20 protein-coding genes, 2 tRNA genes and 1 riboswitch are annotated in these 23,858 nt (G+C 46.7%); of the genes, 16 read left to right on the top strand and 6 right to left on the bottom strand.

Annotated features, from left to right (window positions below; genetic code table 11):
* The first annotated feature begins 10 nt into the window (after positions 1-10).
* From FO446_RS21625 to FO446_RS21590, 8 genes are all read left to right on the top strand, one after another.
* Complete coding sequence (locus tag FO446_RS21625) at positions 11-634, top strand: YcnI family copper-binding membrane protein (protein WP_173610787.1); 624 nt, start codon at positions 11-13, stop codon at positions 632-634.
* 277 nt (positions 635-911) lie between these two features.
* Positions 912-2,153, top strand: a complete 1,242-nt coding sequence (locus tag FO446_RS21620) for an MFS transporter (protein WP_173610788.1) — start codon at positions 912-914, stop codon at positions 2,151-2,153.
* A 166-nt stretch (positions 2,154-2,319) separates the two neighbouring features.
* Positions 2,320-2,541 carry a WYL domain-containing protein gene (locus FO446_RS21615; protein ID WP_232774313.1) on the top strand — a complete coding sequence of 74 codons (222 nt, stop codon included), beginning with the start codon at positions 2,320-2,322 and terminating at the stop codon, positions 2,539-2,541.
* A 95-nt stretch (positions 2,542-2,636) separates the two neighbouring features.
* Positions 2,637-2,903, top strand: a complete 267-nt coding sequence (locus FO446_RS21610; RefSeq protein ID WP_221868042.1) for a hypothetical protein — start codon at positions 2,637-2,639, stop codon at positions 2,901-2,903.
* A gap of 243 nt (positions 2,904-3,146) precedes the next feature.
* Positions 3,147-4,232: a ribosome small subunit-dependent GTPase A gene (rsgA, locus tag FO446_RS21605; protein WP_173610791.1), complete on the top strand. Its 1,086-nt coding sequence runs from the start codon at positions 3,147-3,149 to the stop codon at positions 4,230-4,232.
* 136 nt (positions 4,233-4,368) lie between these two features.
* Positions 4,369-4,470, top strand: a riboswitch (purine riboswitch).
* Positions 4,471-4,701: 231 nt separating this feature from the next.
* Positions 4,702-5,292, top strand: a complete 591-nt coding sequence (locus FO446_RS21600; protein ID WP_015892653.1) for a xanthine phosphoribosyltransferase — start codon at positions 4,702-4,704, stop codon at positions 5,290-5,292.
* A 32-nt stretch (positions 5,293-5,324) separates the two neighbouring features.
* Positions 5,325-6,635 (top strand): nucleobase:cation symporter-2 family protein, encoded by a 1,311-nt coding sequence (locus FO446_RS21595; protein WP_173610792.1) that lies wholly within the window; start codon positions 5,325-5,327, stop codon positions 6,633-6,635.
* Between the two features lie 680 nt (positions 6,636-7,315).
* On the top strand, positions 7,316-8,419 hold the full coding sequence (locus FO446_RS21590) for a chymotrypsin family serine protease (protein ID WP_173610793.1): 1,104 nt from the start codon (positions 7,316-7,318) through the stop codon (positions 8,417-8,419).
* A gap of 5 nt (positions 8,420-8,424) precedes the next feature.
* Here the strand turns inward: FO446_RS21590 and FO446_RS21585 are convergent, their stop codons facing one another.
* From FO446_RS21585 to FO446_RS21575, 3 genes are all read right to left on the bottom strand, one after another.
* A complete protein-coding gene (locus FO446_RS21585) occupies positions 8,425-10,146 on the bottom strand; it encodes a protoglobin domain-containing protein (RefSeq protein ID WP_173610794.1) in 1,722 nt (573 codons plus the stop codon).
* Between the two features lie 154 nt (positions 10,147-10,300).
* Complete coding sequence (fosB, locus tag FO446_RS21580) at positions 10,301-10,753, bottom strand: metallothiol transferase FosB (protein WP_173610795.1); 453 nt, start codon at positions 10,751-10,753, stop codon at positions 10,301-10,303.
* Positions 10,754-10,823: 70 nt separating this feature from the next.
* Complete coding sequence (locus FO446_RS21575; protein ID WP_173610796.1) at positions 10,824-11,048, bottom strand: hypothetical protein; 225 nt, start codon at positions 11,046-11,048, stop codon at positions 10,824-10,826.
* 135 nt (positions 11,049-11,183) lie between these two features.
* On the opposite strand from FO446_RS21575, the gene FO446_RS21570 reads away from it, so the two are divergent.
* The 8 genes from FO446_RS21570 to FO446_RS21535 all read left to right on the top strand — a co-directional run bounded on the left by FO446_RS21570 (position 11,184) and on the right by FO446_RS21535 (position 19,554).
* Positions 11,184-11,690, top strand: coding sequence for a hypothetical protein (locus tag FO446_RS21570; protein ID WP_173610797.1), 507 nt, complete (start codon positions 11,184-11,186; stop codon positions 11,688-11,690).
* 116 nt (positions 11,691-11,806) lie between these two features.
* Positions 11,807-11,883, top strand: a tRNA-Pro gene (locus FO446_RS21565).
* 16 nt (positions 11,884-11,899) lie between these two features.
* Positions 11,900-11,982: transfer RNA gene (locus FO446_RS21560), tRNA-Leu, on the top strand.
* Between the two features lie 164 nt (positions 11,983-12,146).
* On the top strand, positions 12,147-13,262 hold the full coding sequence (locus tag FO446_RS21555) for a response regulator (protein ID WP_173610798.1): 1,116 nt from the start codon (positions 12,147-12,149) through the stop codon (positions 13,260-13,262).
* A gap of 99 nt (positions 13,263-13,361) precedes the next feature.
* Positions 13,362-13,835 (top strand): 23S rRNA (pseudouridine(1915)-N(3))-methyltransferase RlmH, encoded by a 474-nt coding sequence (locus FO446_RS21550; RefSeq protein WP_173610799.1) that lies wholly within the window; start codon positions 13,362-13,364, stop codon positions 13,833-13,835.
* A 102-nt stretch (positions 13,836-13,937) separates the two neighbouring features.
* Complete coding sequence (locus FO446_RS21545) at positions 13,938-17,003, top strand: ATP-binding protein (protein ID WP_232774507.1); 3,066 nt, start codon at positions 13,938-13,940, stop codon at positions 17,001-17,003.
* Between the two features lie 74 nt (positions 17,004-17,077).
* Positions 17,078-17,602 carry a type 1 glutamine amidotransferase domain-containing protein gene (locus FO446_RS21540; RefSeq protein ID WP_173610801.1) on the top strand — a complete coding sequence of 175 codons (525 nt, stop codon included), beginning with the start codon at positions 17,078-17,080 and terminating at the stop codon, positions 17,600-17,602.
* A gap of 224 nt (positions 17,603-17,826) precedes the next feature.
* A complete protein-coding gene (locus tag FO446_RS21535; RefSeq protein ID WP_237899006.1) occupies positions 17,827-19,554 on the top strand; it encodes a DNA/RNA non-specific endonuclease in 1,728 nt (575 codons plus the stop codon).
* A 200-nt stretch (positions 19,555-19,754) separates the two neighbouring features.
* On the opposite strand, the gene FO446_RS21530 is transcribed toward FO446_RS21535, so the two are convergent.
* The 3 genes from FO446_RS21530 to FO446_RS21520 are packed head-to-tail and all read right to left on the bottom strand — an operon-like array spanning position 19,755 to position 23,661.
* Entirely contained in the window at positions 19,755-20,987 is a 1,233-nt protein-coding gene (locus FO446_RS21530) for a Ger(x)C family spore germination protein (RefSeq protein WP_237899005.1), read from the bottom strand.
* Positions 20,980-22,086 carry a GerAB/ArcD/ProY family transporter gene (locus tag FO446_RS21525; RefSeq protein ID WP_173610804.1) on the bottom strand — a complete coding sequence of 369 codons (1,107 nt, stop codon included), beginning with the start codon at positions 22,084-22,086 and terminating at the stop codon, positions 20,980-20,982. The genes FO446_RS21530 and FO446_RS21525 overlap by 8 nt, the downstream gene beginning before the upstream one ends.
* A complete protein-coding gene (locus tag FO446_RS21520) occupies positions 22,087-23,661 on the bottom strand; it encodes a spore germination protein (RefSeq protein ID WP_173610805.1) in 1,575 nt (524 codons plus the stop codon). It lies immediately after the preceding gene.
* Positions 23,662-23,858: the final 197 nt, after the last annotated feature.

The raw sequence follows: 23,858 nt of genomic DNA, 5'->3' as shown, positions 1-23,858 counted from the left end.
ATTTCATAATATGAAAATGAAAAAATGGATGAGCAGTGTACTGGTAGCAGGTGCAGTTTTAACGTTGGCGACAGCAGCACAAGCACATGTGAACGTATATCCGAAAGAGGCTACTACAGGCTCCTATGAAAAATACACCGTGCGTGTCCCTGTAGAAAAAGACGTCAACACGACAAAAGTGAAGCTGGAATTCCCGGCAGGTGTGAAGGTAAATTCCGTACAACCGATTCCGGGCTGGTCCTACGAGTTCGAAAAAGATAAAGACGGTGTGAACACAGCGCTTGTCTGGACAGCAACAGAAGGCGGAATCAAAGCGCATGAGTTCCAAGAGTTCACGTTTGTCGGGGCAAACCCGAAAGAAGAGGGTCAATTGGCTTGGAAGGCTTATCAGACCTATGCAAATGGCGAGGTTGTGGAATGGACAGGGGACAAGGATTCCAAAACGCCAGCGTCTGTCACTACCATTAAGGCTGGTGTAGGTGAAGCAGGGCATGAGCATGGACAAGAACAAAAGCCGGCAACTGCTCCTGCCGGGGAAGCAGCGGGTGCAGGCAGCAACAATACCTTGCCATTGGTACTTTCCGGTTTGGCGTTGCTGATCTCCATCGTAGGTCTGTTTAGAAAAAAAGCGTAAGTGCTTCTTCATAATTAAGCTGTGCAGTGTGTCCAATCACACTGCACAGCTTTTTCCATTGTATGGCAATTAAAATCATTCTATAATAGTTGTAATTACTTTCGGAGGTGTATCACATGTTAAAAACACTATTCAGAGCAAGCAAGTACACAGGAAGGAAAAATAGGAACGGCAGCATGACGCGTACGCATTTTGCACAGTAGCGGATTGTAGAGTAGCGATCAGTATGTGAAAACGGGACGCGTCATCTGCCTAAAAAAAGGTGGATACTGCTTCCATGTTTATGAATGCGACAAAAGTATATACGATCAAAAGTTTTTTGACTTCCCTGGCCAATACAACCATGTTCACGACCTATGCGCTTTACTATATTGTGACACTGGGCTTTAACCCGTTTGAATTGCTATTGATCGGGACGGTATTGGAGTTATCCGTGTTGGTGTTTGAAGGGATAACAGGAGTAGTTGCGGACACGTACAGTCGCCGTCGCTCCGTCATTATTGGGATGTTTTTTCTGGGAATTGGATTTTCGATGCAGGGGATCGTTCCCGTGCTTGATGCTTGGATACCGTTGATTTCTGTCTTCGGCTTGGTCCTGTTTTCGCAAGTCATCAGTGGTCTCGGGTATACGTTTATCAGTGGAGCGGATACTGCATGGATTGTGGATGAGGTTGGAGAAGAGAAGATCGGTACGATTTTCATGAAGGCTAAGCGCTATTCCTTGTTTGGGAATCTGCTCGGGATTGCACTTAGTGTGGCTTTGTCAACAATCGCACCCCATTTGCCTTTCCTCATAGGTGGCCTTATGTATCTAGGGCTTGGTGTCTTTCTGATTCTGTTCATGAAGGAGACCGGATTTATTCCTCGTGAGCGTGAGCAAGGTGCTTCCCACGTGAAGGAAATGATTCAGACGTGGACTTCGGGTGCCCAAGTGATTCGCAGTCAGCCGATTCTCATGCTGATCTTGTTCGTGACCCTATTTACGGGTGCAGCTTCTGAAGGGTATGACCGTTTGTGGGAAGCGCATTTGATCACAGAAATTGGCTTTCCGGAGCTAGCGGCTATTTCAATGCCAATGTGGTTCGGGATCATTGCCGCACTCGCAAGCTTACTCGGCCTCATCGTCGTAGGCGTTGTAGAAAAAAGGCTGGATGTGAACAATGAGAGGGTTGTCCTTGTGGGCATGTTCACGTTGACGGGACTCAAAATTGCAGCGATGATTGCTTTTGCTTTTTCCCCTAGCTTTAGCTGGGCATTAGTTGCATTGCTGTTAATCGGTGTGATTCAGTCTTTAAGCAGTCCGCTGTATGATACGTGGCTGAATCTAAACATTGAGAGCAGTGTGCGAGCGACGGTTTTATCGATGATGGGCCAGTCCAATGCCTTAGGACAAACGGCAGGTGGTCCGGCTGTCGGGTGGATCGGAACCCGTTTTTCGATTCGTGCTTCGCTGGTTGCGGCGGCTATTTTATTGGCACCGATTCTGATTGTGTTCGGGCGTGCGCTTAGAAGGCGCTGAGTCAAACAAAGTGTGACAAGTATAAGGCATGTGTCCATTTTTAGGGCGCATGTCTTTTTGTTGTGGAAATCGTTGGTTATTGCAAACAAAACTTACGAACAAATGTTCTCTTTTGATATGATGATCTCAACAACAAGAAGACACATTATGTGGTGGTGACAGCCTGATGATTCAGGAGTTGAGAAGGTACGCAACGCGGCAGCAAGCAGTGGAGATCATTTATTTGAAGAAGGATGGAGAGACTAGCAGGCGCACGATCCGTCTGGTACAGATTGATGAGAACAAAGGGAGCTTAAAAGCATATTGTTATATGAGGAAGGCGTATCGTGTATTTGTATTGGAAAACATTTTGGCGATCGTACCCGTGTCAGGGCATTTTGCCGGATGAAAGGGATCATCCTCCACGCCCCCAGCCTATTCCAGCTACACTATGTTATACTAAATAGGAAACAACTTCAAAAAAGAGGAAGGGCGGGGACAACAATGGAGTTCTTCATTGTCATCGTCATCATGTTTTTGATCGTAGTATTTGTCTTGGCGTCCAAAGCTGCAAAAGGCGGAAGTAGTCGCTCTCATTCCTCTTCAGACAGCGGGGGCGGAGCCTTCTTTGTAGACAGCTCTCACAATCATCATCATCGAAATCACGACTCAAACGATCGTTGGGATAGCTATGACGGCGGAAGTGATAGCGGTAGTGGTGGAGACAGCGGTGGTGGCGGAGATAGTGGAGGCGGCGGCGGGGGAGATTGACGCTGTTGCATTTTGTTTCATTATGGTACAATAATTGGGAAATATGATTCCAAACCTGAATGGTAGGTTTGCTAAAGGAGAGATGTTTTATGGTAGTCATCAAATTTGTTCAGAGTGTCGTAGTCGGGGTCACAGGAATCCTCCTTTCAAGCGAACAGTAATACCGTTCACCAAATGAGGATTCGACTGTGACTGGTTCTGGCTGATAGCCATATATTTAACCAATTGCAGGGGGAATCCGCAGTGAATCAACTAACCAATCAACAAGTATTGCAATCTATGGGCTGGAATGAGTATTTTGCTAATCATTTTGCCCCTTATGCCGAGCAAGGCTACAGTGTGGGACGTATCACACTCGAACATAAACGTATTTATCGTCTGTGGAGTGAGCATGGCGAGCTCTTGGGCGAAGTAACGGGTAAGCTTCGTTATGAAGCCATCGGGCGAGAAGATTTTCCGGCTGTCGGGGACTGGGTAGTGATCAGTGCTCGCCCAGAGGAAAAGAAAGCCTCCATCCACGGACTTCTTCCACGTAAGAGCAAGTTTTCCCGCAAAGTAGCTGGGGATACAGTGGAAGAGCAGATTGTGGCCGCGAACGTCGATACCGTTTTCCTCGTGAATTCCTTGAATAATGATTTGAATTTGCGCAGGTTAGAACGCTATCTCATTCTCGCGTGGGAAAGTGGAGCCAATCCGGTAATTGTGCTTTCCAAAGCAGATTTGTGTGACGATCTGGATGCATGCATGGCAGAGGTAGAATCAGTTGCGATCGGAGTACCTGTTCACGTAGTCAGTGCTGAGCAGGGAGAAGGACTGGATCAACTCGCACCGTATCTGGGCGAGGGCCAGACGATTGCCTTGATGGGTTCCTCTGGTGTTGGCAAATCCACGTTGATTAATAAATTGAGCGGAGCGGAGATGCAAAAAGTCAGTGGCGTTCGTGAAGGTGATGACCGTGGCCGCCATACGACGACACATCGTGAATTGTTCCGCTTGCCGAGTGGTGCTCTGATGATCGATACACCAGGCATGAGGGAACTTCAGCTCTGGGAGGCAGATGAAGGCTTCCGCGGTGCCTTTGACGATATCGAGTCCATTGCGGAAACATGCCGTTTCAATGATTGTAAGCATATGCGCGAGCCTGGCTGTGCTGTTCAAGCTGCCATCCAAGCTGGATCATTGGAAAAGGCACGCTTTGACAGTTATCTGAAGCTTCAACGCGAATTGGCACATCTAGCGCGTAAAGAAGATGCAAGGCTTGCAGCGGCTGAAAGGGATAAATGGAAGAAGCTCAACGTTCAAATGCGGCAGAAAAAACCGAAGAGATAAGTATGAGAGCCCTTGAGAAATCAGGGCTCTTTCCTTTGTTTGAGCAAGTAAGCGCTTCCTTTTCCTTTCAAAAATTAACGCTTGCTCACAACGAGGGAGTTATGATAGATTTGGTCAATACTCGTTATTACACTTCGAAAAAAATAGATAGGTAGCTCGTATAATTTTGGGAATAAGGCCCAACCGTTTCTACCAGGTGACCGTAAATCACCTGACTACGAGTGAAAGTGCGTCTAGGGTTCCGTCTTTTTCTTTCCTATTCCAATCATAGGTTGAAAGAAAGCTGGTCCGAGCGACGCAGGCACGAATGATGTGTCACACCTAAGGGATAAAAGCCCAGAGGGACAGTTTCACTTGGCGTTGGTTTATTACGTAGCCCGCTTGTGACACTGTCCACTCTGGGCTTTCTATATTTTCAGCAGGCCGCAGGTAAAAAGTGGCCGGAACCATATCCGAGGAGGAAGAACTGATGAAAGAATTACAAGAGCGCATCGTACAGGACGGCAAGGTATTGTCGGCATCCGTTTTGAAGGTGGATGCGTTTTTGAACCACCAGGTAGATCCACAATTGACGATGAAGATCGGACAGCGTTTTGCCGAGTTGTTCGCTGGTGAAAACATTACAAAAGTCGTGACGATTGAGGCAAGTGGAATTCATTTTGCGATGGCGACTTCCTTTGCTTTGGGTGTTCCCTTTATCTATGCGAAAAAGAAAAAAGCTGTCACGTTGACAGAGGAAGTATACTCTGCTCCTGTTCATTCTTTTACCCGTCAGGAAACGTATCAAATCAGTGTTTCCCGTCAGTATTTGTCCAAAGAAGACCGCGTATTGATTGTCGATGACTTCCTGGCTACGGGAGCTGCTCTGGTGGGTCTTACGAATATTGTCAAAGATGCGGGTGCTCATCTCGTAGGGGTTGGCGCTGTTATTGAAAAAAGCTTCCAGGAAGGCCGTGGTCTCTTGGAGCAAGCTGGCGTACGAATCGAATCATTGGCACGTATTGAATCGATGTCACCAGAAGGCATTCACTTTATTGAAGAAGAGCCTGCACGCGTATAATCAAAAAATCAATAGGAGGTAAGGGTTCACTCATGCTAGCCAAACATAAAATTGTTACTTTGGGCTTACAGCACATTCTTGCCATGTATGCAGGAGCCGTCGTCGTACCGTTGATTATCGGTGGTGCTTTGAATCTGACTCCTACGCAAATCGCTTATTTGATTGCTGCTGACCTTTTCACATGCGGAATCGCGACGCTCTTGCAAGTCCTTGGCACAAGGTATACGGGGATTCGCCTTCCCGTTGTGCTAGGCTGTACGTTTACAGCAGTAGGACCGATCATTGCGATTGCTTCTACGAGTAATCTAGCGACCGCTTACGGTGCCATCATCATATCGGGTATATTCGTTGTTTTGGCAGCTCCACTGTTCGGCAAGCTGCTGCGCTTTTTCCCAACCGTGGTACAGGGTTCAGTTGTTACAATCATTGGACTGTCGCTCATTCCCGTTGCGATGAACAACGCGGCTGGTGGACAAGGTATGCCGGACTTTGGGCAACCGCACAATTTGCTTTTGGCTTTAGGAACGTTGGTTATCATTTTGCTTATTAATCGTTTCTTTACCGGATTTATTCGTGCGATTTCCGTATTGCTCGGCTTGATTGTCGGTACGGCTGTAGCTTACATGATGGGGATGGTCAGCTTCGCGAATGTTGCGGAAGCCTCTTGGTTTAGCGTGGTTGAACCGTTTTACTTCGGTACACCACAGTTCAGTATTGTGGCCATTGTTACCATGATTCTCGTTAACATCATCAGCATGGCTGAGTCCACAGGCGTTTACTTTGCACTCGGTAAAGTGACGGATACAAAAGTAACGGATCAAGACGTTGTCAAAGGTTTGCGCGGAGAAGGGGTTGCAATCGTACTGGGTGGCATTTTCAATGCATTCCCTTACACGGCTTTTTCACAAAACGTTGGTCTGGTTTCCTTGACTGGCATTAAATCGCGCGATGTGATGATTGGTGCCGGTGGAATCCTTGTCGTTCTCGGATTACTGCCGAAGCTGGCTGCTTTGACAACGGTCATTCCTAACGCGGTATTGGGTGGAGCGATGATCGCCATGTTCGGGATGGTTGTTGCATCAGGTATCAATATTCTCTCGCAGGTTGACCTGAGCAAAAACGAGAATCTGCTGATCGCTGCTTGCAGTATCGCTGTGGGTCTAGGCTCTGCTGCAGTTCCGACGATGTTTGATCAACTGCCTACTTTGGCAAAAATGATGCTGCAAAATGGTATTGTGACAGGTTCTTTGACGGCAGTTATCTTGAATATCGTGCTTGTTCACACGAATAAAAAAGCATCTCAGACTGCTCCGGCAAATGTAACTGTTTCGGAAGCGTCATAACATCATTAGATAATGAACCAACCACCATTTCCTGGTTTGATAGGGGAGTGGTGGTTTTTTATTATGTGGCTGCGGTGGGGAGAAGAATATTTCCAGTCTAGGCTCCAGGCTCCGTCCTGCTGAGGGCTGAGACTGCCCGCTCCGAAGGGATTCGCGGGGAAACGCAAAAGTGGTAGCCGCTACGTCGCGCGGGCACGGTTGCGTTTCTGTTGCCCGCGAATCCCTTCTCCGCTGGGTAGGACTCCACAAGTCGCTACGTCTGGAAATATTCTTCTCTGTCGTGACTGATGACATTCTTCATTCTTTTCAGGCTTTTAAAACCCGTTTAACACGGAAAGCTCGTAGAGGAAACAGGAGAAAAAAGCGAAGATCTTAGGGACGCCGACCGAGGCGGAATGAAAAAAAGAGAAACAAGCTCTTAGCGTCCACCTCTGAGAAGCTTCCTGAATAGACCACTTTGGACGCGGGTTTCGCTTTTTTTCATGGAGCCGGGCAGTCCATCCCACAGGGGGTGGCCCTAGAATCTGAGCGTTTTCTCTTGTTTTCTCCCACTACTACAGCCCGACCGAGAGGTTTTTAAAAAAGGCTTCCAGGCAATGACAAGCGTCCAACAGTGCTGGCCAAGTTTTACATACGATGACCATGTAAAACAAACTTATCTCCCGAAAGGAAGGGGTGCCATGGCAACCTTTCAGGAAGCGCTCCTGGCCAAGAAGCATTTGCTCAAAAGGTGGAAGCGGATGCCGGGCGTAATTGGCATCGGGATTGGCTACGCAAACGGAAAAAACAAAAAAGGCGGCGCCTGCATTGTGATGTATACCGTAAATGCAAGTGACGCCGTGAAGAAGAGATGCCCAAGTTGCGTCCTTGTCAAAAGGCAGGTGGCGACAGCCCGTGTATCTGTTCCTGTTCGTACCGTCACCTCTGGACCGTGCCAGTGTCATCCTGCTGTACGTCCCTCTGCAACGAATTATCGCAGAAGAATCAGACCTGTGATCGCTGGATATAGTATCGGCTACCCAGGGGCGTCCGGAACGGCTGGTTTAATCGTTGCGCGAAGAGGACAGCGATTTGTACTGAGCAATAATCATGTCCTGAATCGTAACAATACGAGCGGCTATACCGAGACCATCCAGCCAGGTGGAGCAGACGGAGGCCGTTCAGGAAGAGATCGAATCGGACGCTTGTATCGGTATGTTCGACTTCGAAAAAATGCAGGTAATCGAATGGATGCAGCGATTAGTATCCCTACTTCCAATCGACTCCTTGCCCCTCGTTATGCAACAGTGGGCAGAGTACCAGGTGTAATTCGCTCGTATGGCATCGGGCGTAGATTGAAAAAGGTGGGCCGTTCATCAGGGCTGGCATGGGGAACGGTTGAATCGATCCACACTGATATTGATGTGAGTTACGGGAACTACGGAGGACTGGGGACCATCCGTTTTCAGAATCAGACGGTCATAAGAAGTACGGTTCCCATCTCCTTGCCTGGAGATTCCGGCTCTGTTTGGCTGACTGCGGGCAATTACGCGGCGGCTGTGAATTTTGCTGGTTCAGCCAATGGGAGGCTCTCGATTTCGTATCCGGTTGTCTGGGCATTGCAAGCGTTTGGCGTCGGGATAGCAAGAGCAGCAGGGAGAGCCGGCAGGTCGGTTCCTAAAGCCAAAAGAGTCAGGCAAACAAACGCTCGCACTAGACCGCTATCTCCCGGGGAGTTAAACCGTGTCCAAACAAAAAAAGCTGCCTCCAAAAGGCAGCCTGGCAAGAAAAAGCGAAATAGATAATAGCATTAGGAAACTTCTTCGGCTAACTGATCCAGTACGTTGAGAATGCGTTGTGAGATATCTTCTAGCGTATCAAACGTAGCTTCTGCTTCCTCTAGTTTTCCTTGCTTGACGAAGTGGTAAATCCGCCGAACCGTTTCGTGGAACTGTCGATGAGGTGCTTCTAATTGCTTGAAAGAGGGCAAGGTGCTCAAGGAAGGATTGTTCAGGGCCTCGTCATACCAAATCCCCAAGCGGCATTGATGATGGTCGACGATTTCCTTTTCATCAATGTGGTGATACCCAAGCATGAAGTTGTACAGCCACCATCTCCATAAGAGATGATCGGTTTTTACGATTCGCAAATAATGCTTGGTCTTTAATTGGCTCGTTTGTGTGATGCTCAGCTTGTGAAGGCTGTTAATGCCAGCGCCAACATCATAGACGTTTTTACCTACATTTGAGACGTGCGAAGAGACCTGCTCCATATTCGTCAGGACTTGCGATATGCGCATTGAAATATCATCTGTGGCAGCAGACTGCTCTTGTGCCAATGCTGCGATGTGTCCGGTGGAATGCCCGACAGTCTCAATGTTTTGCACAATATCTCCTAGTATCCTTATCGCATCCCGTGTCTGAATCATTTTATCGTTAAAATGGTCGCTCATGAGAGTGGCCGTTTCTTTTACCTGGACAGCTTCATTCTGAACGTTGGTGATTGTGGTTGTAATGCTTTGAACGGATTGCTTGGTCTGTTCTGCGAGCTTTCGTACTTCATCTGCCACGATAGCAAAGCCCCGCCCGTGTTCGTTGGCACGAGCTGCCTCAATAGACGCATTTAATGCAAGCAGATTGGTTTGATCGGCTATATTGCGGATGACTTGGACAACCTGAGAAACTTCTGCGATGGATGTCATTAATTGAGAAGTTTTTGTTTGCATCTCTTGGAACTCCTCCGCCATGGAAAGAAAGCTGGTTAATGACTCTTGGATAATATCCTTGCCCATCGCCGCTTGCTCGATTGTAGTAGAAGCACTCTCTGCGACAGAGACGGCTGATTGAGCCACTTTTTGCACAGATTCACTTAGTTGCTCAGCAGCAGATCCCACATTGCCGGCTTCCTCAGTCGTATCCTCAAGCGTGTCCAGCACATGCTTGAATTTATCGATCTTAATCACTAACTCCAGAACTTCGCCCAGGCGATCAATGACTTTGTAATCATTGTCTTCCTGATACGATTGGAGGACAATTTGCGAATCAAGCGTGATGATCTTCAGGAGTGCCAACAGGACAGAAGATAGTTCCTGGGGACGCTTCGAATAGGTGTTGACGATTGCGGGAATCAAATATTCATAGACCCGCAAGTAAGAGCCCGTATACCATTCTGGCGCAAGTCCAATTTTGCTGTGGACCTCTCCGATTTTCTTGCGCCCGGCAACATAGGCCTCGTCTAGTTTGGCGTGTGGAAGCGATTGCAAATAGTGACGAAAGGAAACGGCCAATCGGTCAACCGTCGTATGCGTTTCGATCGTCTGCATAAGATGGGAATATTGGCGAAGCATGTGGTAATGACGTTCTGTAATGGCCTCTAGGTGTTCTGTTAGGAGTGGTTCAATTTGTTTCAGCCGATCAAGGTCTGTCTGATTCATTTGCAAAAAATGAACCTTCCCCGTTAGCTGATCGGACATTTGGACATCGCTTTTTTGAATTGAGGCGGTAACGGTCTGGACGCCACGCTTACCAAACATAAAATCCCTCCATATGTTTACGAAAAACGGGCCTATTCATAAGGGGAATAGGCCATAAGTACTTTATAGATTATAGCATTCACGTATGGGGTTGAATCTTTGGAACTATTATGATTTTGTGAAAAGAATGTTAAGAAATGGGCAACATCATCGATTATTCAAAAAAGTTCATGTGATGCTTTTCGTCCCGGTAGTAAGCGAGACGGTCCTGGAGAGTGCCTGTATGTAATTCGAACTTATGCCCATCAGGGTCGGTGAAATAAATGGAGCGCTTATCCCGCTCCGAACGATCCCGTCCATGCAAAATGGTAACGCCATGCTTTTCCAAGTGAGCGTACCACTCGTCAAATGACTCTTCTGTTATTGTGAAGGCCATGTGTGTATAGGAGTGAGCAATTTCATTGCGTGGGATGTCAGGTTCCTCGTTTAGCGCCAACCAGTAGCCATTTAAGTCAAAGTAAGCCAGCTTGCGACCTCGTACGAGTGGTTTGGCATGCAGGACATCCCGGTAAAAACAAAAAGATTTTTCCAGATTAGAGACAGAGAAAAGCAAATGATTCAATCCTTGGAGTTGCGGCAATACGTCCCCCACCTTTTTAGCATTCATCTTGCAACTATTGCTATTGTATGGGGAAAACAGGCAAACCACCAGTCATTCCGGGTCTGCCTGCATGTGTTTAGGATTGACTTTGTTGAGCTTGCGCTTGGGTTTGCAGCGAGGATTGGACTTGGGACACCATCGTTTGCGCTTGGGCAATTTCCTGTGACGCTTGTTTCAAGGCTTCTTCGGCGAGCTGTGGATTGGCTGCAGATTGCTCGATCGCTTGCGTAATCATATTTTTTGCCAGCGTGGTTGCTGCCTCTGCTTTTTTTAGTGAGTCAGTGTTAATTTGGCTAGGCATTGCTATACCTCCTGCGGGTTTTGATGATGGGAACACCGTATTAATTTGTCCCTCATGCAACGGTTTATGTATATGGATACGCGTCCAACCGTTTTCCTCCCGTGATGCATAGTCTGACAAGGGGAGGGACGTCAGATGAAAAAGCAATGGGTGCAGGTCATTCGATTGGCAGAGCAAGCATTCTTTACGATTATCTTTTCAGCCCATAAGCGGGTGGGGGATCGCGGAATCATTTTGCCAAAGCGGTTCAATTCCAAGTTGAAAATTCGCCGTTTCCTGCAAAAATTCATGACCCCTTGTCTGGCAAATCGAGTGATCGGCAATCTTGATTTGCGGCGAATAAACGGACGACTCGCGATCCCGGTAGGGGATACGATAGGGGCGCCACCGATTGTAAAATCACAGGTCCTGTCTTCGGGCAGCAAGCGTGCGACACTTGTGGTATGGTTTGCCTTCGATTCCAGTGATCGATTTTTCCGTGTGTATCAGTTGAAAAAGCTTCCAAATGGGCGTTGGATCATTGTAGGGCGTCATCCGCTGGATTATCCTTTTAACCTTCCGCAAGATTTCTTGAAACGGCAAATACCATGTGGGAAAATCTGTCCTCCAAGAAGAGAGAAGTTCAATACTAGGAAAAAATGACTATATTCCAAAAAAATCCGGTATTGATATTGGTTCAATTTGTCTGTATAGTATGTAAGTGTTGCGATACTTATCGGAAGTTGTCGAATGAGAGAAGGTCCGATATGGCTGGCAATCGGGAAGTAGCTCAGCTTGGTAGAGTACTTGGCTTGGGACCAAGGGGTCGCAGGTTCGAATCCTGTCTTCCCGACCATTTTCATTTTGAATAAGCCGGTATGGCGGAATTGGCAGACGCGCGCGACTCAAAATCGTGAGGGAAACCGTGGGGGTTCAAGTCCCTCTACCGGCACCAGCAATCTATACATATGGTTTTCGTTATAAGGTGGGGAACAGTGAGTAGGCCTGTTTCTCACTTTTTTTTGTTCTTACAATCATTGTCCATTATACCGACAATAGATAGGGAAGATTGTATGGAAGCATCAGGACAAACAAAGCCTGCCAAAGGAGAGGACGACAGTGATTAAGGTAATGATAGTGGAAGATGAAAAGCCTATCCTTGATCTCATGAAGCATGTCATCGGACAAAACGATCACTATACGATCGTTGGAGCATTCACACATCCACTAGAGGCTCTCGCTTGTCTGCCCGATCTATGCCCTGATGTGGCGTTCTTAGATGTAGAAATGCCAAAAATGAACGGACTTGAGCTAGGTTCCAAAATAAACGAGTTGTCTGAGCACACAAAAATTATTTTTACGACTGCCTATAAGCAGTACGCGTTGGATGCGTTTAAGGTATACGCGTTTGACTATATTTTAAAACCGATTACGCCTGCTGCCATTGAACGGGTGACGAATCGGTTAGTCAAACAGCTACAAATGACGACTCCGATCAAACATCCCATGAAGAATAGTTCCATCCAATGCTTTGGTGGTATGGACGTGCGCAATGCAGGAGGCGAAGTTGTGCGATGGCCAACGAGAAAGAGTGAGGAGCTGTTTGCCTACTTTCTCTGTCATCCCAGGGAGGATATCAGCAAGTGGCATCTGACTGATCTTTTATGGCCGGAGATGGACGAAAGCAGAGCCACGCATAACCTGCACAATACCATGTACCGCCTGAAGAAAATCATGAAAGAGCAAGAACTCGGCATCGATATACAAAAAACGGGTGAAGGTTATCTATTTCACCCGTTGGATCAGACGTACGATTTATTGGCATTCCAGCAATTCGATCTTGCTTCGTTAAAGGATAGGCAAAGCGCAAGAGGAGCCGAAAACTTGTGTGCAATGTACAAGGGAGCCCTTTTTGATCGCAAGGATTTCTTGTGGAAAGCCCCTCTGGAAGAACGGTATCGAAAAAAGTATACGGAGCTGGTGTGCAAACTGGTAGAGCTAGACATTGCCTCAGAGGAGTTGCCCAAAGCAGTGCGCAGGCTGGAAGAGTACTTGACGGTGTACCCTTTGCACGAGGAAATGAATGTCGCTTTGATGAGCATTTACGCAAGGGGCGAACAAAAACAGAAAATCGTCCAGCACTATGCCAAATTCGCTAATGCCTATCGCCAAGAGTGGGAAATGGATCCGCCTCAGGAGATAAGCGAGTGGGTGACGCGCGTGATTGGGCAGTGAGACAAGAAGCAGGAAGATATCATTACAACCACAGATCCTGTGAGAAGTTTGGGAGAACGAATTGCTATCATTCCAAGAAAAAGGAAGAAGGCGAGTTTCATGCAGTTCACCATAATATCTGTGGGAAAAATCAAAAATGATATCTTGCCGCGAGTGGAAGCATACAGCGAACGCTTGGCCGTGTATTGCAAAATGAACATCGTCGAAATTCCAGAAGATGACCGAATGGAAAAGATGAACAGCTCTGAAATCGAACAAGTGAGGCAGTTGGAAGGACAAAAAATTCTCGCGCAAGTCAAACAAGAACAGTATGTTATTGCCCTCACTGGAGAAGGAGAACTGTGGACCCCGAAGCGACTTTCTATGCAAATTGAAGATTTGTCGGCGGAGGGTCAAAATGAGATTATCTTTGTGATTGGCGGCTCATTTGGCTTATCAGAGGAAGTCTTGTTAAGGGCAAATGAGCGGTTGGCACTCCCGAAGAAAGCATATCCCTATCAGTTGGCGCGTTTGGTCGTGCTGGAACGTTTGTACAGAGCACTGCGAATCAGCTTGGGAGAGCCGCTTCGGTAGTCTCGTTCAACAAGAAGTTGATAATCGGCATAAGGAGTCTTGAAACTATATTCGAGCTCTGTAGGGGAAGGGGATACATTTTTGGAGCGAAGAAATTTCCTGATGCCTGCCGGGATTGGATTGGTTTTTTTACTTTCTATAGCAGTATTTATCGGGATTTATATACAAACCTTTCCTAGTCGGGACATGCCCATGGCGAAGCGGGGATTACTCGATTTGTCGAGCTGGGATTTTCAAAGCCAAGGCTTGGTCAATTTAGATGGGGAATGGGAGATATATCCGGGGGAATTGCTATCACCTGAAGATTTTCGACGAGGGCTACATGCAAATGTCTCGTATCTGGTCGTACCTGGGACGTGGAAGGGAGACCGTGTCATCGATAGTATCGACAGGAAAGGCGCTGCAACCTATCGATTACAAGTAAAGCTCCCAAAAGACGGGCAAATCTACGGATTGAAAACAAAAAGCATTCGGATGTCCCACCGATTATTCCTTAACGGAAACGAAGAGGGTGCGAGTGGACAGCCTGCTGTAGTGAGTGAAGCCCATCAACCAGGAAATACGCCCTATACCGTGTTTTTTTCCGCAGATGACAAGGATCTGGAGATTGTCATTCAAGTGGCGAATTTCATGTTTTTCACCGGGGGGATTGCGAGCTCTATCCAACTAGGTTTGGATGAGGATATTGCCATTTTAAACAGCACCTTGCTCGGAACAGATATCGCCTTTGTCGTAACACTGGGGATCATGGCTGCGTACCATCTTAGCTTTTATTTTCTCCGCTTGAGGGAGCGAACCTATTTATTTAGCGGCAGCTATATGATTCTTCTTGGTATTTATCACATGGTTTTTGGTGAGAAGGTGCTGCTGCAACTCTTTCCTTCGATTCCTTTCACAGTTGCATATAAGGCACAGGATGCCTCCCTATTTGCGAGTTCAATCTTACTCGCCCTATTTTTCTGTTCCATCGATACAAGGGTTCTATCCCGCAACTGGCTGGTGAAGCTGACAGCGCCCATTTTTCTCTACATTCTTGTCATTCTCGTCTTGCCGTACTCCTTCTATACGAATTTGAAAGGGCCTCTCTTGATTTATGTGCAAATCATTCATTTTTTCATAATGGGTAGGCTGATTTATTTATCTGGCAAGAGTCAGAGGGACTCGTCCGACCGAAAAGAACTGCTGCTTTTCATTGGGGCGAGTGTTTCCATGTCGATCGCTCTCATTGACGGTCTCTTATACGCAGAAAACATCGTGCCCACTGATCTTGCAGGAAAAATCGGCATCCTCTATTTCATTACCTTCATCAACATTCTTTTGGCCGTTCGATTCACGAATGCGTATGAAAAGACTGAAATTCTCTCCCATCAATTGAGGATTTCCAATCAGATCAAAGATGAGTTTCTGACGCATACTTCGCATGAGATGAAGACACCGCTTCACGGGATTATCAATATTACGTCCCATTTACTAGAAGATGAGAGCAATGCGTTGTCTTCCAAACAAAGACAAAATCTTTGGCTCGTCAAGGATACATCGATCAAGCTGTCCATGCTAGTTGGTGATTTACTCGATGTTACTCGCTTGAAGCACGGGGAGCTACGCCTCCATTTCTCGATTGTAGATATCAAGGTCATCACCCAAATTGTCTTTGACGTACTGCAATTCGAACTGCTGGGGAAAGATGTCCGGCTGGAAAATGAGGTCCCCGCTAACATTTGGGTGTATGCAGATGAGAATCGGCTTCGTCAAATTATGTATAATCTTGTGCACAATGCCATCAAGCATACGAATATAGGCTCGATTAAGGTAACGGCGGGCGTGGCAGGGGGACAGGTTCGTATCTCTGTAGAGGATACGGGGATAGGAATTTCACCGGATAAGCACGAAGCCATTTTTGATTACTTTGAGCAGGTGGACCAACTATTGCCACAGGATGGGTATACAGGCATGGGCGTAGGCTTATACATCAATCGCAAGCTGGTTGAACTCATGGGAGGGGAGATTTGGGTAGAGAGCTCGGAGCTGGGCAAAGGCACCCGTATGACACTTACGCTAGCGACGGGGCAGCAGCAGATGGTGACACAGGAGCTTGCTGCAACGGCTCAGGAGAGGCTTCGGGAGGCAAGTGAGCAGATTCCTCTCAACATATTGGATAACCACCAATACACCATCATGATTGTCGATGATGAGGCATCCAACATTCACACCTTGCTGAACATCCTTTCCAAGCATCGCTATAATGTCATTTCCGCCTTTTCGGCAAGAGAAGCCATGACGAAAATCAAGGAGCAACCCCAACCTGACCTCGTCATTCTGGATGTGATGATGCCAGGAGTATCAGGGATTGAGCTGTGCCATTTGTTGCGAACGCAGTATTCGATTCTTGACTTGCCGATCCTGTTTGCATCCGTCAGAGATACCCCACAAGACATTGCACTCGGCTATAGAGCAGGGGCGAATGACTATGTGACCAAACCGTTTGATGCGGAGACACTCATTGCCCGCGTGCAGACATTGCTCTCGATGAAGACCTCCATTCAGGAGGCAATTCGCAATGAACACGCGTTTCATCAGGCTCAAATCAAGCCGCATTTTCTCTATAACGCTTTAAGCAGTGTCATTTCTTTCTGTTATACCGATGGAGAAAAGGCAGCGTATCTCATCACCATGCTCAGTCAGTACTTGCGCTATATTTTGGATATGGATCGGACGACGTTGTTCGTTCCGTTATTTCGGGAAATGGAGCTTATCCATGCTTATGTAGATATCGAAAAGGCTCGTTTTGGAGAAGGCTTCGACTTTGTATGTCACGTGGACGAAGGTATTCTTGAAAAAGAGATTCCTTCCTTGAGCATCCAACCGTTCGTAGAGAATGCGATCCGGCATGGATTGTTCGAAAAGGACGAAAAAGGTCATGTGACGCTTACCATTGTGGACGGAGGTCATTACATCAAGGTCATGATCGAAGACGATGGGGTCGGTATAGCAGATGATCTCTTGTACCAAATATCAAAAGGAGAAAATCAAAAAGGAAGCATCGGCATCCAAAACATCCGCAGACGATTGGATACCATTCCTGGAGCTACCTTGAGTATCACCTCTGAAATGGGAAAAGGGACAAAAGTCGTCATGCACATACCTACTCCTGAGGAAATGAATGCTTGATCCACGAACCTACTGTCTTTTCCTTCTGTACCTGCTACAATAGCGTAGTATAGAAGGAAAAGGAGGCGAGAACATTGAGACTTGCAGGAAAACAAGTGGTTTGCTTCGTCGAAAGTGAATTTGAGGATCTCGAGCTCTGGTATCCGGTGATGAGATTGCGAGAGGAAGGCGCTACGGTCCATTTTGTAGGCCCAAAGGCAAATCACGTCTACATAGGGAAGTACGGTGTACCGTGTGAGGCCGACAAAGCGATGGCAGAGGTTAATCCTGCCGACTATGCAGGTGTACTCGTTCCAGGAGGGTGGGCACCTGACAAGCTGCGTCGCTATCCAGAAGTGCTGTCGTTTGTGGTTGCGATGCACGAGGCGAAAAAACCAATTGGGCATATTTGCCATGCGGGGTGGGTGCTTGCTTCCGCAAAAATTTTACGCGGGGTAACGACGACATCTACGCCAGGCATTAAAGATGATATGGAGAATGCAGGAGCGATTTGGATAGATGAAGAGGTTGTGGTAGACGGTCATATTGTTGGTTCACGCAGACCGCCTGATCTGCCTGCGTACGCCAAAGCGTTTGCTGATTTGCTGGCACAACAATAGGAAAAGTGGAAAAGGGCTTGCTCGGATAGACGGGTGAGTCCTTTCTTGAAAGAAACTCCAATCGAATAGGGGATGATAGGGTGTTCCATAATCGGGAGCTACTCCCAAAAGAAAATCATAGGCCAAGCAGCAAAAATCTATCTGACAATGTACGTTCCCCACAAAATTCCCCCCGAAATCTGCCACCCGTTTTACAGCTCGCCAAAAAAGTAGGAAACAAAGCAATGACGCAGCTGTTGCAAAATCAAAAGCAACCTCGAATGCCAATCATCCAAAGGAAACTCAAACAAGAGAATCTCAATAAAATGAAAGCGGACCATCCAGATGTATTCGAACAAGAAGATTTTGAAGAAGCCGTTGGAGATGACGGGAAGTTTACGGATGTGCAAGCAGATAAAGGACTTCCTACTTTTTGGGGGATGTTAAAGGAAGTGTACGGGGAAAAAAATTTGAATGCAAAGGTATTTGCCAAAACAAAAAAAGAATTGGGAGATACATGCGACCGTCCTCATTCTGTTACCGCTCTTATTACAAAAAGTGCCTCTAAAAATGACCGTGAAGGCTTAAAGTTGGTAACAGCCATTGGAAATCTTGGAAATGAAGAGATTCTCATACGGGAAGGCGCGATCAGCGGGTTATTGGCTAGCTACGACGGAGGTCATTTGGTTGGCTATCAGATCCTCAGAGGACAAGGAGCCGATCAAGAATGGAATGTAGCCCCGCAGGATACAAAAAATAATCAACAATCCTATAATAATACAATCGAGGAAATGCTTCGTGAAGCGAAAATTGGAACAAAGTATGAGTACACGGTAGAAGTAAAATACGATCAATTGAACTTCAGTGTAGACCAGGATCAGCTATTAAAATTGGGGATCTTGAAAAAAATAGACGCGGACAAGCCGTGGGAAATTCAGCTTCCTGTCAGAATACCCTTCAAATGGGAGGCAAAGGCAGAGATGCTCAACAATGGGCAATTTGGTCGTCCGACGGTAGGGGATTCCTCCTATGATCAATATTCAGAAAATATGGACGAAAGTAATTTGGATTATACGGAGAGTGATTATACGGCGAGATACCATTTGTCGTATTCCGTAAATCGCGGAGAAGACAAAGACTTTACGAAGAAGTCCAGTGAATTGGAAGATACGAAGGGCGTTTCAGGTATTCGCTTTTCCATGCATCAAGCCTTGATGTCAGATCATGCGAAAAATAAAGATCCGATAGCATGGAAAGGACGGGAAAGGGTAGCGGACTACGGGAGTGTACAAGACGGATTGGTGGTAGAGTCTGCGGGTATTCGAAAAGCAATCGAGAAAATGTACGAGAAAAATAGACAAGATTTTATCGAGTTTGAAGCCATGGAGGATGCAGACCAACCAGAAGCCTTTGAGCTAGCTCCTGCTGTTGTGATGGACAAAATGGTTGATGAAGGATACAGAAGCTGTTTTATCCAAGAGTTGCGAGATGCTGAGATTGAGACGGAATACGATGAGCTGAAATATGCAAATGAAAATTATTTGGAATCCTTTTCCATGAAGGATGATGACTTGAATAGCTTGCAACTGGAAAAGGATCATCTGAAAGACATTGAAACAAAAATGAACGCAAAAGATTCAAGCCCAGACCTGCTGAAGGAATGCAAAGCCCTGCTCCAAAAGCAAAGCCGCGTTTTACGGGTCATCCTCAATCATAGACGGGAAAGAATGACGTATGCAAAGATCGTCAAAAAAACACGTCCTATCTATAAAAGAAAATGGGAAAAATCGGTCAAAAAATCGATTGACGCACATGAAAGATTGAAAAACATGAAGATGAAAAGAAGAAAAACGCGGAGTGAGGAACAAATTTTACGAGACTTCGAGTGGAACAAAAACAATTGCAGGCGAATCGAGACATTTGACGGATATTTGAAGGGGGATATTACATTGCGAGAACTTGAAATCGAATGAGATAAACACCAAGCCGAAACATGGTACATTTCGGCTTGGTGTTTTATGAACCGGAGTTATTCCGTTTCTTCCACGGCGGATCGCCTAACTCATGAATTTTGTTATTGATTTTAAAAAAAAGATAGGGAATCAAAAACGCCATGATCGTTCCTGCGAAGGTCATATAGGGAGGAACTACGCCTAAAAATTTGAGCATGGAATCACCTGTTGTTTTGGCGTTCGGTACGGTTGATTGCACCGATATTGCGTAAATAGACTTTTGCTTGAACTTTTATTTCACTTTTTTCATACAGATGCTGCCCTGTTTCCCAATCCCGCCGAATCTTTTTCCAAAGCGAAAAATAATGCTGCTTCAGATAGTTGCCAAGCTTGATGACATCCACTTTCATCTGCTTATGGACCTTCCTGATGGTATCATTACTCATTCGCTCGATTTCTTCGGCAAACACTTGTTCAAGCTTTTCCATCGTAGTGTTATTCAGAGAATCCATTGTGGCGTAAGACTCGGCTAATGTGCCTTCACACTCGATAGTTATCTTGAATTTCATGTGTTGCGGATCGCGTAAATCTGGTTCAATGCTATGCTTGATCCCTTGGATGTTCATCGAGACAAGATTGTTTTTTAACTTGCCTTTTACCATACCTCCGCTAACTTTTCCCGTGAGAAAATTCAGCCCTTCCGTCTCTTCTTCCCCGAGAAAACCAACCAACTGATTGTCATGGGTAAAAACAGCGGCGCCTGCTAATTTTACCTCCTGCTCTTCGGGTCTAATACGCGGAACCACAAAACTGTACGAACTGAGAAGCTCCTCATGGACATCGCCCAATCGGGCCTCTGGGAGCATGCGGGAATTTTTTTTGACGTTTTCTCCAATCGAGTTGACGTAAATAGCGGGCAGCTTCTCTGTTTTCGGTTTGACTTCCAGTACTTCTTTAGCGAGGCCATTTGAGATAAATACCTTGCTGCTTCGTCTGGAATCTGGATCACGTAGATAGAAATCGAGTGCTCTGGCAAAACCGTTTTTCGTACGGGCAACGTCTTCGGAGACGATCAGGATCTTCATATGCTGATAAAACGGAGTTCTGCTGGTCCGGGTAGCCAATTCGCGGGAAATCTCGAAAAGAGAGTCTCCCTCGGATACGAGGTTGAGGTAAGCCTCATTGGCTGTGTTTTGACCACCGCCGCTTCCTTGGCCGCCGGAGATCAATCCACCGGGGACGACGAATTGATGGGTGACGAGAAAGCGCTCTTTTACTTGAGGTTTGTCTGGTGCCTCTTGTTTGGCTTGCTGCTCGGCTTCTTTTGTACGAGGTTTATCAACCGCTACGCCTACCACAAATCCTCGTTCCTCAATTTGAACCTGATCCCAGCATCCAGCCAGCAAAGTCGATAAAAGCAGGAAGATGCAGAAAGCAGTGAGCTGTCTATTCATGACCCTTTACACCTCGTATGACAGCGATGAGGAGCAGCAAAATCGGACATAAATAGACGAGGATCATTCCGAAATAAGTGATGCTATCTGCAAATGCGAAGAAATCAACCAGGTTTTGCGGAAGCATCGCGACAAAATAAATCATGGGAGAAAGAATGAGCACCCAAAACGTTTTGCGCACCTTGTGGAACATGGAAGATAAATTGAGCACGGTAATATCGAGCCACATCGCACATGTGTTGAAGATCGTCATGATCCAGATGGTGAAGAAAATGGACTCCACCCGCTCAAAAAAACCGCCGGGGATTTCGACCTCTTTTGCCAGCTCGATGGTTGGATAGGTCAGGTTCGTCGCAACCTCCGCAGAGAATACTCCGATGGCGAACATGTAGATGGTCATGTAGAGCAGAATGGGGATCGAGAGACCTAACGTCACGGCCTTTGCCCCTTCCTGAGGCTTTTTCATCAGCATGGTGTAAAAAAGGATAATCTCAAAGCCCGAATAAGACAGTCCGACAACTCTGGAGCCTTCCAAGAGAGAGCGCCAGTCTGATGAAAAAAAGGGACGGATATTATCGATCTCAAACAACTGGGTAGTAAACAGCAGGACGATGAACATGACGACAAGAACTACAGGCAAAAACAGCAAGTTGAGCCGCAGCATGGCAATGCGTGATCCAATCACGGAATATTGAACGATCAAGAGAAAAGAGAGCGTGATCATTTCCACCGGGGTATTGTAGAACAGATACTGCTTGGCGATGTTTCCGATTGCCCTGATTTCAAATGAAACAAATAGCATCGTGTAAATACAGACGAGAAAGGTCAAGATGTAGGCGATCGGTTTGCTTGCGATGATCGAGCTGTATTCAAAGAAGCTTTGTCTCGGAAACCGAGCAGCCAGCTTGGCAAGCAGCCAGCCAACCAGACACGCGCAAAGACCGCTAATCACGACGGAAATCCATCCATCGAATGCTCCGGTTGCCTTGGCTAAGGAGCGGGGAAAGGTCAGGATGCCGACGCCGATTGTGACTGAGGCAATATTAATCCCCATATGATTTTTGCTGATCATTTTCTCCGCCAAGGTTTCTGCACTCACTTACGACCCTCCTGTACTCATTCTGTTTTCATCTTTCGTGTGAAGGGCATCTGGTCGGGTTTTCAAAAAGGTAACAGGTGCGCGCAAAATCATATCCTTCCAATCCCTTGGCATCTGTGGAGCAAGAGGCGCCAAATAAGGGTACCCGATGCTGGTCAGATTGGATAAATGAATCATGATGGCAATAAAGCTAAGCACCACGCCATAAATACCAAAAATGGCCGCCATAAACATGGCGAAAAAACGAATCATCCGAAAGGCGATGGCAAGGTGATAAGCAGGGATGGCAAAAGAAGCGATGGCAGTGAGGGCGACGACGATGACCATGACTGGACTGACGATGCCCGCAGAAACCGCAGCATCACCGATGACGAGACCGCCAACGATTCCGACGGTTTGGCCGATCGGCTTCGGCAAGCGTAATCCCGCTTCCTGCAACAGCTCCATCGTCGTCACCATCATGATTGCTTCTACGAATGCCGGAAACGGAACCCCATCACGTGTGGCTGCAATCGAGAAGGCGAGATCTGACGGGATCAAGCCGGGGTGGAAAGTGACGAGAGCGATATAGAAAGCGGGCGAATAGACGGCCAGAAATGCTGCCAAATACCGCAACAGCCTGGCTAATGAACCGACAATCCAACGCTCGTAGTAATCCTCAGGTGAGTGGAGGAGCAAGCCAATCGTCACCGGCAAAATAAGCACCATGGGAGTGCCGTCCACCAATATCGCAATGCGGCCTTGAAACAATGCTGTACTCACTTTATCGGGCCGCTCTGTGTTATGAATCTGCGGAAAAGGCGACAGAAAATCATCTTCAATCCATTGCTCGATAAAACCGGACTCTTCTATCTCGTCAACATCGATCGTAGATATTCGCCGTCTCACTTCATCCAGTAGTTCTGGATCAACGATGTTTTCAATGTAGGCGATAATCACATCTGTACGGCTGCGTCTGCCTATGATAGACCCTTCAAAGCGCAAGTTTGGGTCTTTGACGCGTCTGCGAATGTGGACGGTATTGTCCCGGATACTCTCCGTAAAGCCATCCCGCGGACCTCGCACCAAGCCTTCGGAGACAGGCTCCTCAATGGCCCGCGTTTTCCATCCCTTGCTGTCGATAATAATGACTTCGGTCGCTCCATCTACAAAAATGGCTGTATCCCCGGAAAGAATGCCTTCGAGTATTTTTGTCAAATCCGTTGCTTTCGATATTTCAACAACAGAAAGGACTTCCTCATAAAGCATCCGGACAATCTCATCAGGTTCAGTCGGTACTACTTTGGAAGCAGTCGAGATCATCAACTGGATTTGTCCAAGGACTTGCGCATCTAGCATATCGCAGTTCGCCAATCCATCAATCGCAATCACGGCACAGGAATGTGTGGTGTTGCCGATCGTAAAGGAACGAATTAATAAATCGTGTGGGCTGCCGAGCACAGTCTTAAATGTCTCCATGTTTTGTTGCAAACTGGTCGATAGTGCAAGTGCAGGATCATTTCGCTGCTGCAAACGCTGTGTGATAAGAGAGGGAGTTTTCTTTTTGCGACGCTGTGACAAAAATCTGCGCATCATTTTAAGTTCCTCCCGTTCAGATTGCGAATATCATGTTAGTGCGATTTTTTCCAGATGAGAGGAAAATTATGCGGAAGAATAGGCGAATGCTAAATCTTTCATAGTTTTGAATTGAACTCATTTGTGACCTATGGTACATTCGGCATGGTAGAATAGAGTGTAGGATAAAGGAAGTTCTTTTGAACAGGCACAAGTAG

Source organism: Brevibacillus brevis (genome assembly GCF_022026395.1).
Classification (GTDB): Bacteria; Bacillota; Bacilli; order Brevibacillales; family Brevibacillaceae; genus Brevibacillus.
Note: the sequence above shows the minus strand (reverse complement) of the source record. Positions and strands in the feature narration are given on the sequence as shown.

Bases quoted from the DNA above. Each gene is read 5' to 3' on its own strand.
- FO446_RS21625 (WP_173610787.1), top strand. From the start codon at position 11: ATGAAAATGAAAAAATGGATGAGCAGTGTACTGGTAGCAGGTGCAGTT.
- FO446_RS21620 (WP_173610788.1), top strand. From the start codon at position 912: ATGTTTATGAATGCGACAAAAGTATATACGATCAAAAGTTTTTTGACT.
- FO446_RS21615 (WP_232774313.1), top strand. From the start codon at position 2,320: ATGATTCAGGAGTTGAGAAGGTACGCAACGCGGCAGCAAGCAGTGGAG.
- FO446_RS21610 (WP_221868042.1), top strand. From the start codon at position 2,637: ATGGAGTTCTTCATTGTCATCGTCATCATGTTTTTGATCGTAGTATTT.
- FO446_RS21600 (WP_015892653.1), top strand. From the start codon at position 4,702: ATGAAAGAATTACAAGAGCGCATCGTACAGGACGGCAAGGTATTGTCG.
- FO446_RS21595 (WP_173610792.1), top strand. From the start codon at position 5,325: ATGCTAGCCAAACATAAAATTGTTACTTTGGGCTTACAGCACATTCTT.
- FO446_RS21590 (WP_173610793.1), top strand. From the start codon at position 7,316: ATGGCAACCTTTCAGGAAGCGCTCCTGGCCAAGAAGCATTTGCTCAAA.
- FO446_RS21585 (WP_173610794.1), bottom strand. From the start codon at position 10,146: ATGTTTGGTAAGCGTGGCGTCCAGACCGTTACCGCCTCAATTCAAAAA.
- fosB (WP_173610795.1), bottom strand. From the start codon at position 10,753: ATGAATGCTAAAAAGGTGGGGGACGTATTGCCGCAACTCCAAGGATTG.
- FO446_RS21575 (WP_173610796.1), bottom strand. From the start codon at position 11,048: ATGCCTAGCCAAATTAACACTGACTCACTAAAAAAAGCAGAGGCAGCA.
- FO446_RS21570 (WP_173610797.1), top strand. From the start codon at position 11,184: ATGAAAAAGCAATGGGTGCAGGTCATTCGATTGGCAGAGCAAGCATTC.
- FO446_RS21550 (WP_173610799.1), top strand. From the start codon at position 13,362: ATGCAGTTCACCATAATATCTGTGGGAAAAATCAAAAATGATATCTTG.
- FO446_RS21545 (WP_232774507.1), top strand. From the start codon at position 13,938: ATGCCTGCCGGGATTGGATTGGTTTTTTTACTTTCTATAGCAGTATTT.
- FO446_RS21535 (WP_237899006.1), top strand. From the start codon at position 17,827: ATGACGCAGCTGTTGCAAAATCAAAAGCAACCTCGAATGCCAATCATC.
- FO446_RS21530 (WP_237899005.1), bottom strand. From the start codon at position 20,987: ATGAATAGACAGCTCACTGCTTTCTGCATCTTCCTGCTTTTATCGACT.
- FO446_RS21520 (WP_173610805.1), bottom strand. From the start codon at position 23,661: ATGATGCGCAGATTTTTGTCACAGCGTCGCAAAAAGAAAACTCCCTCT.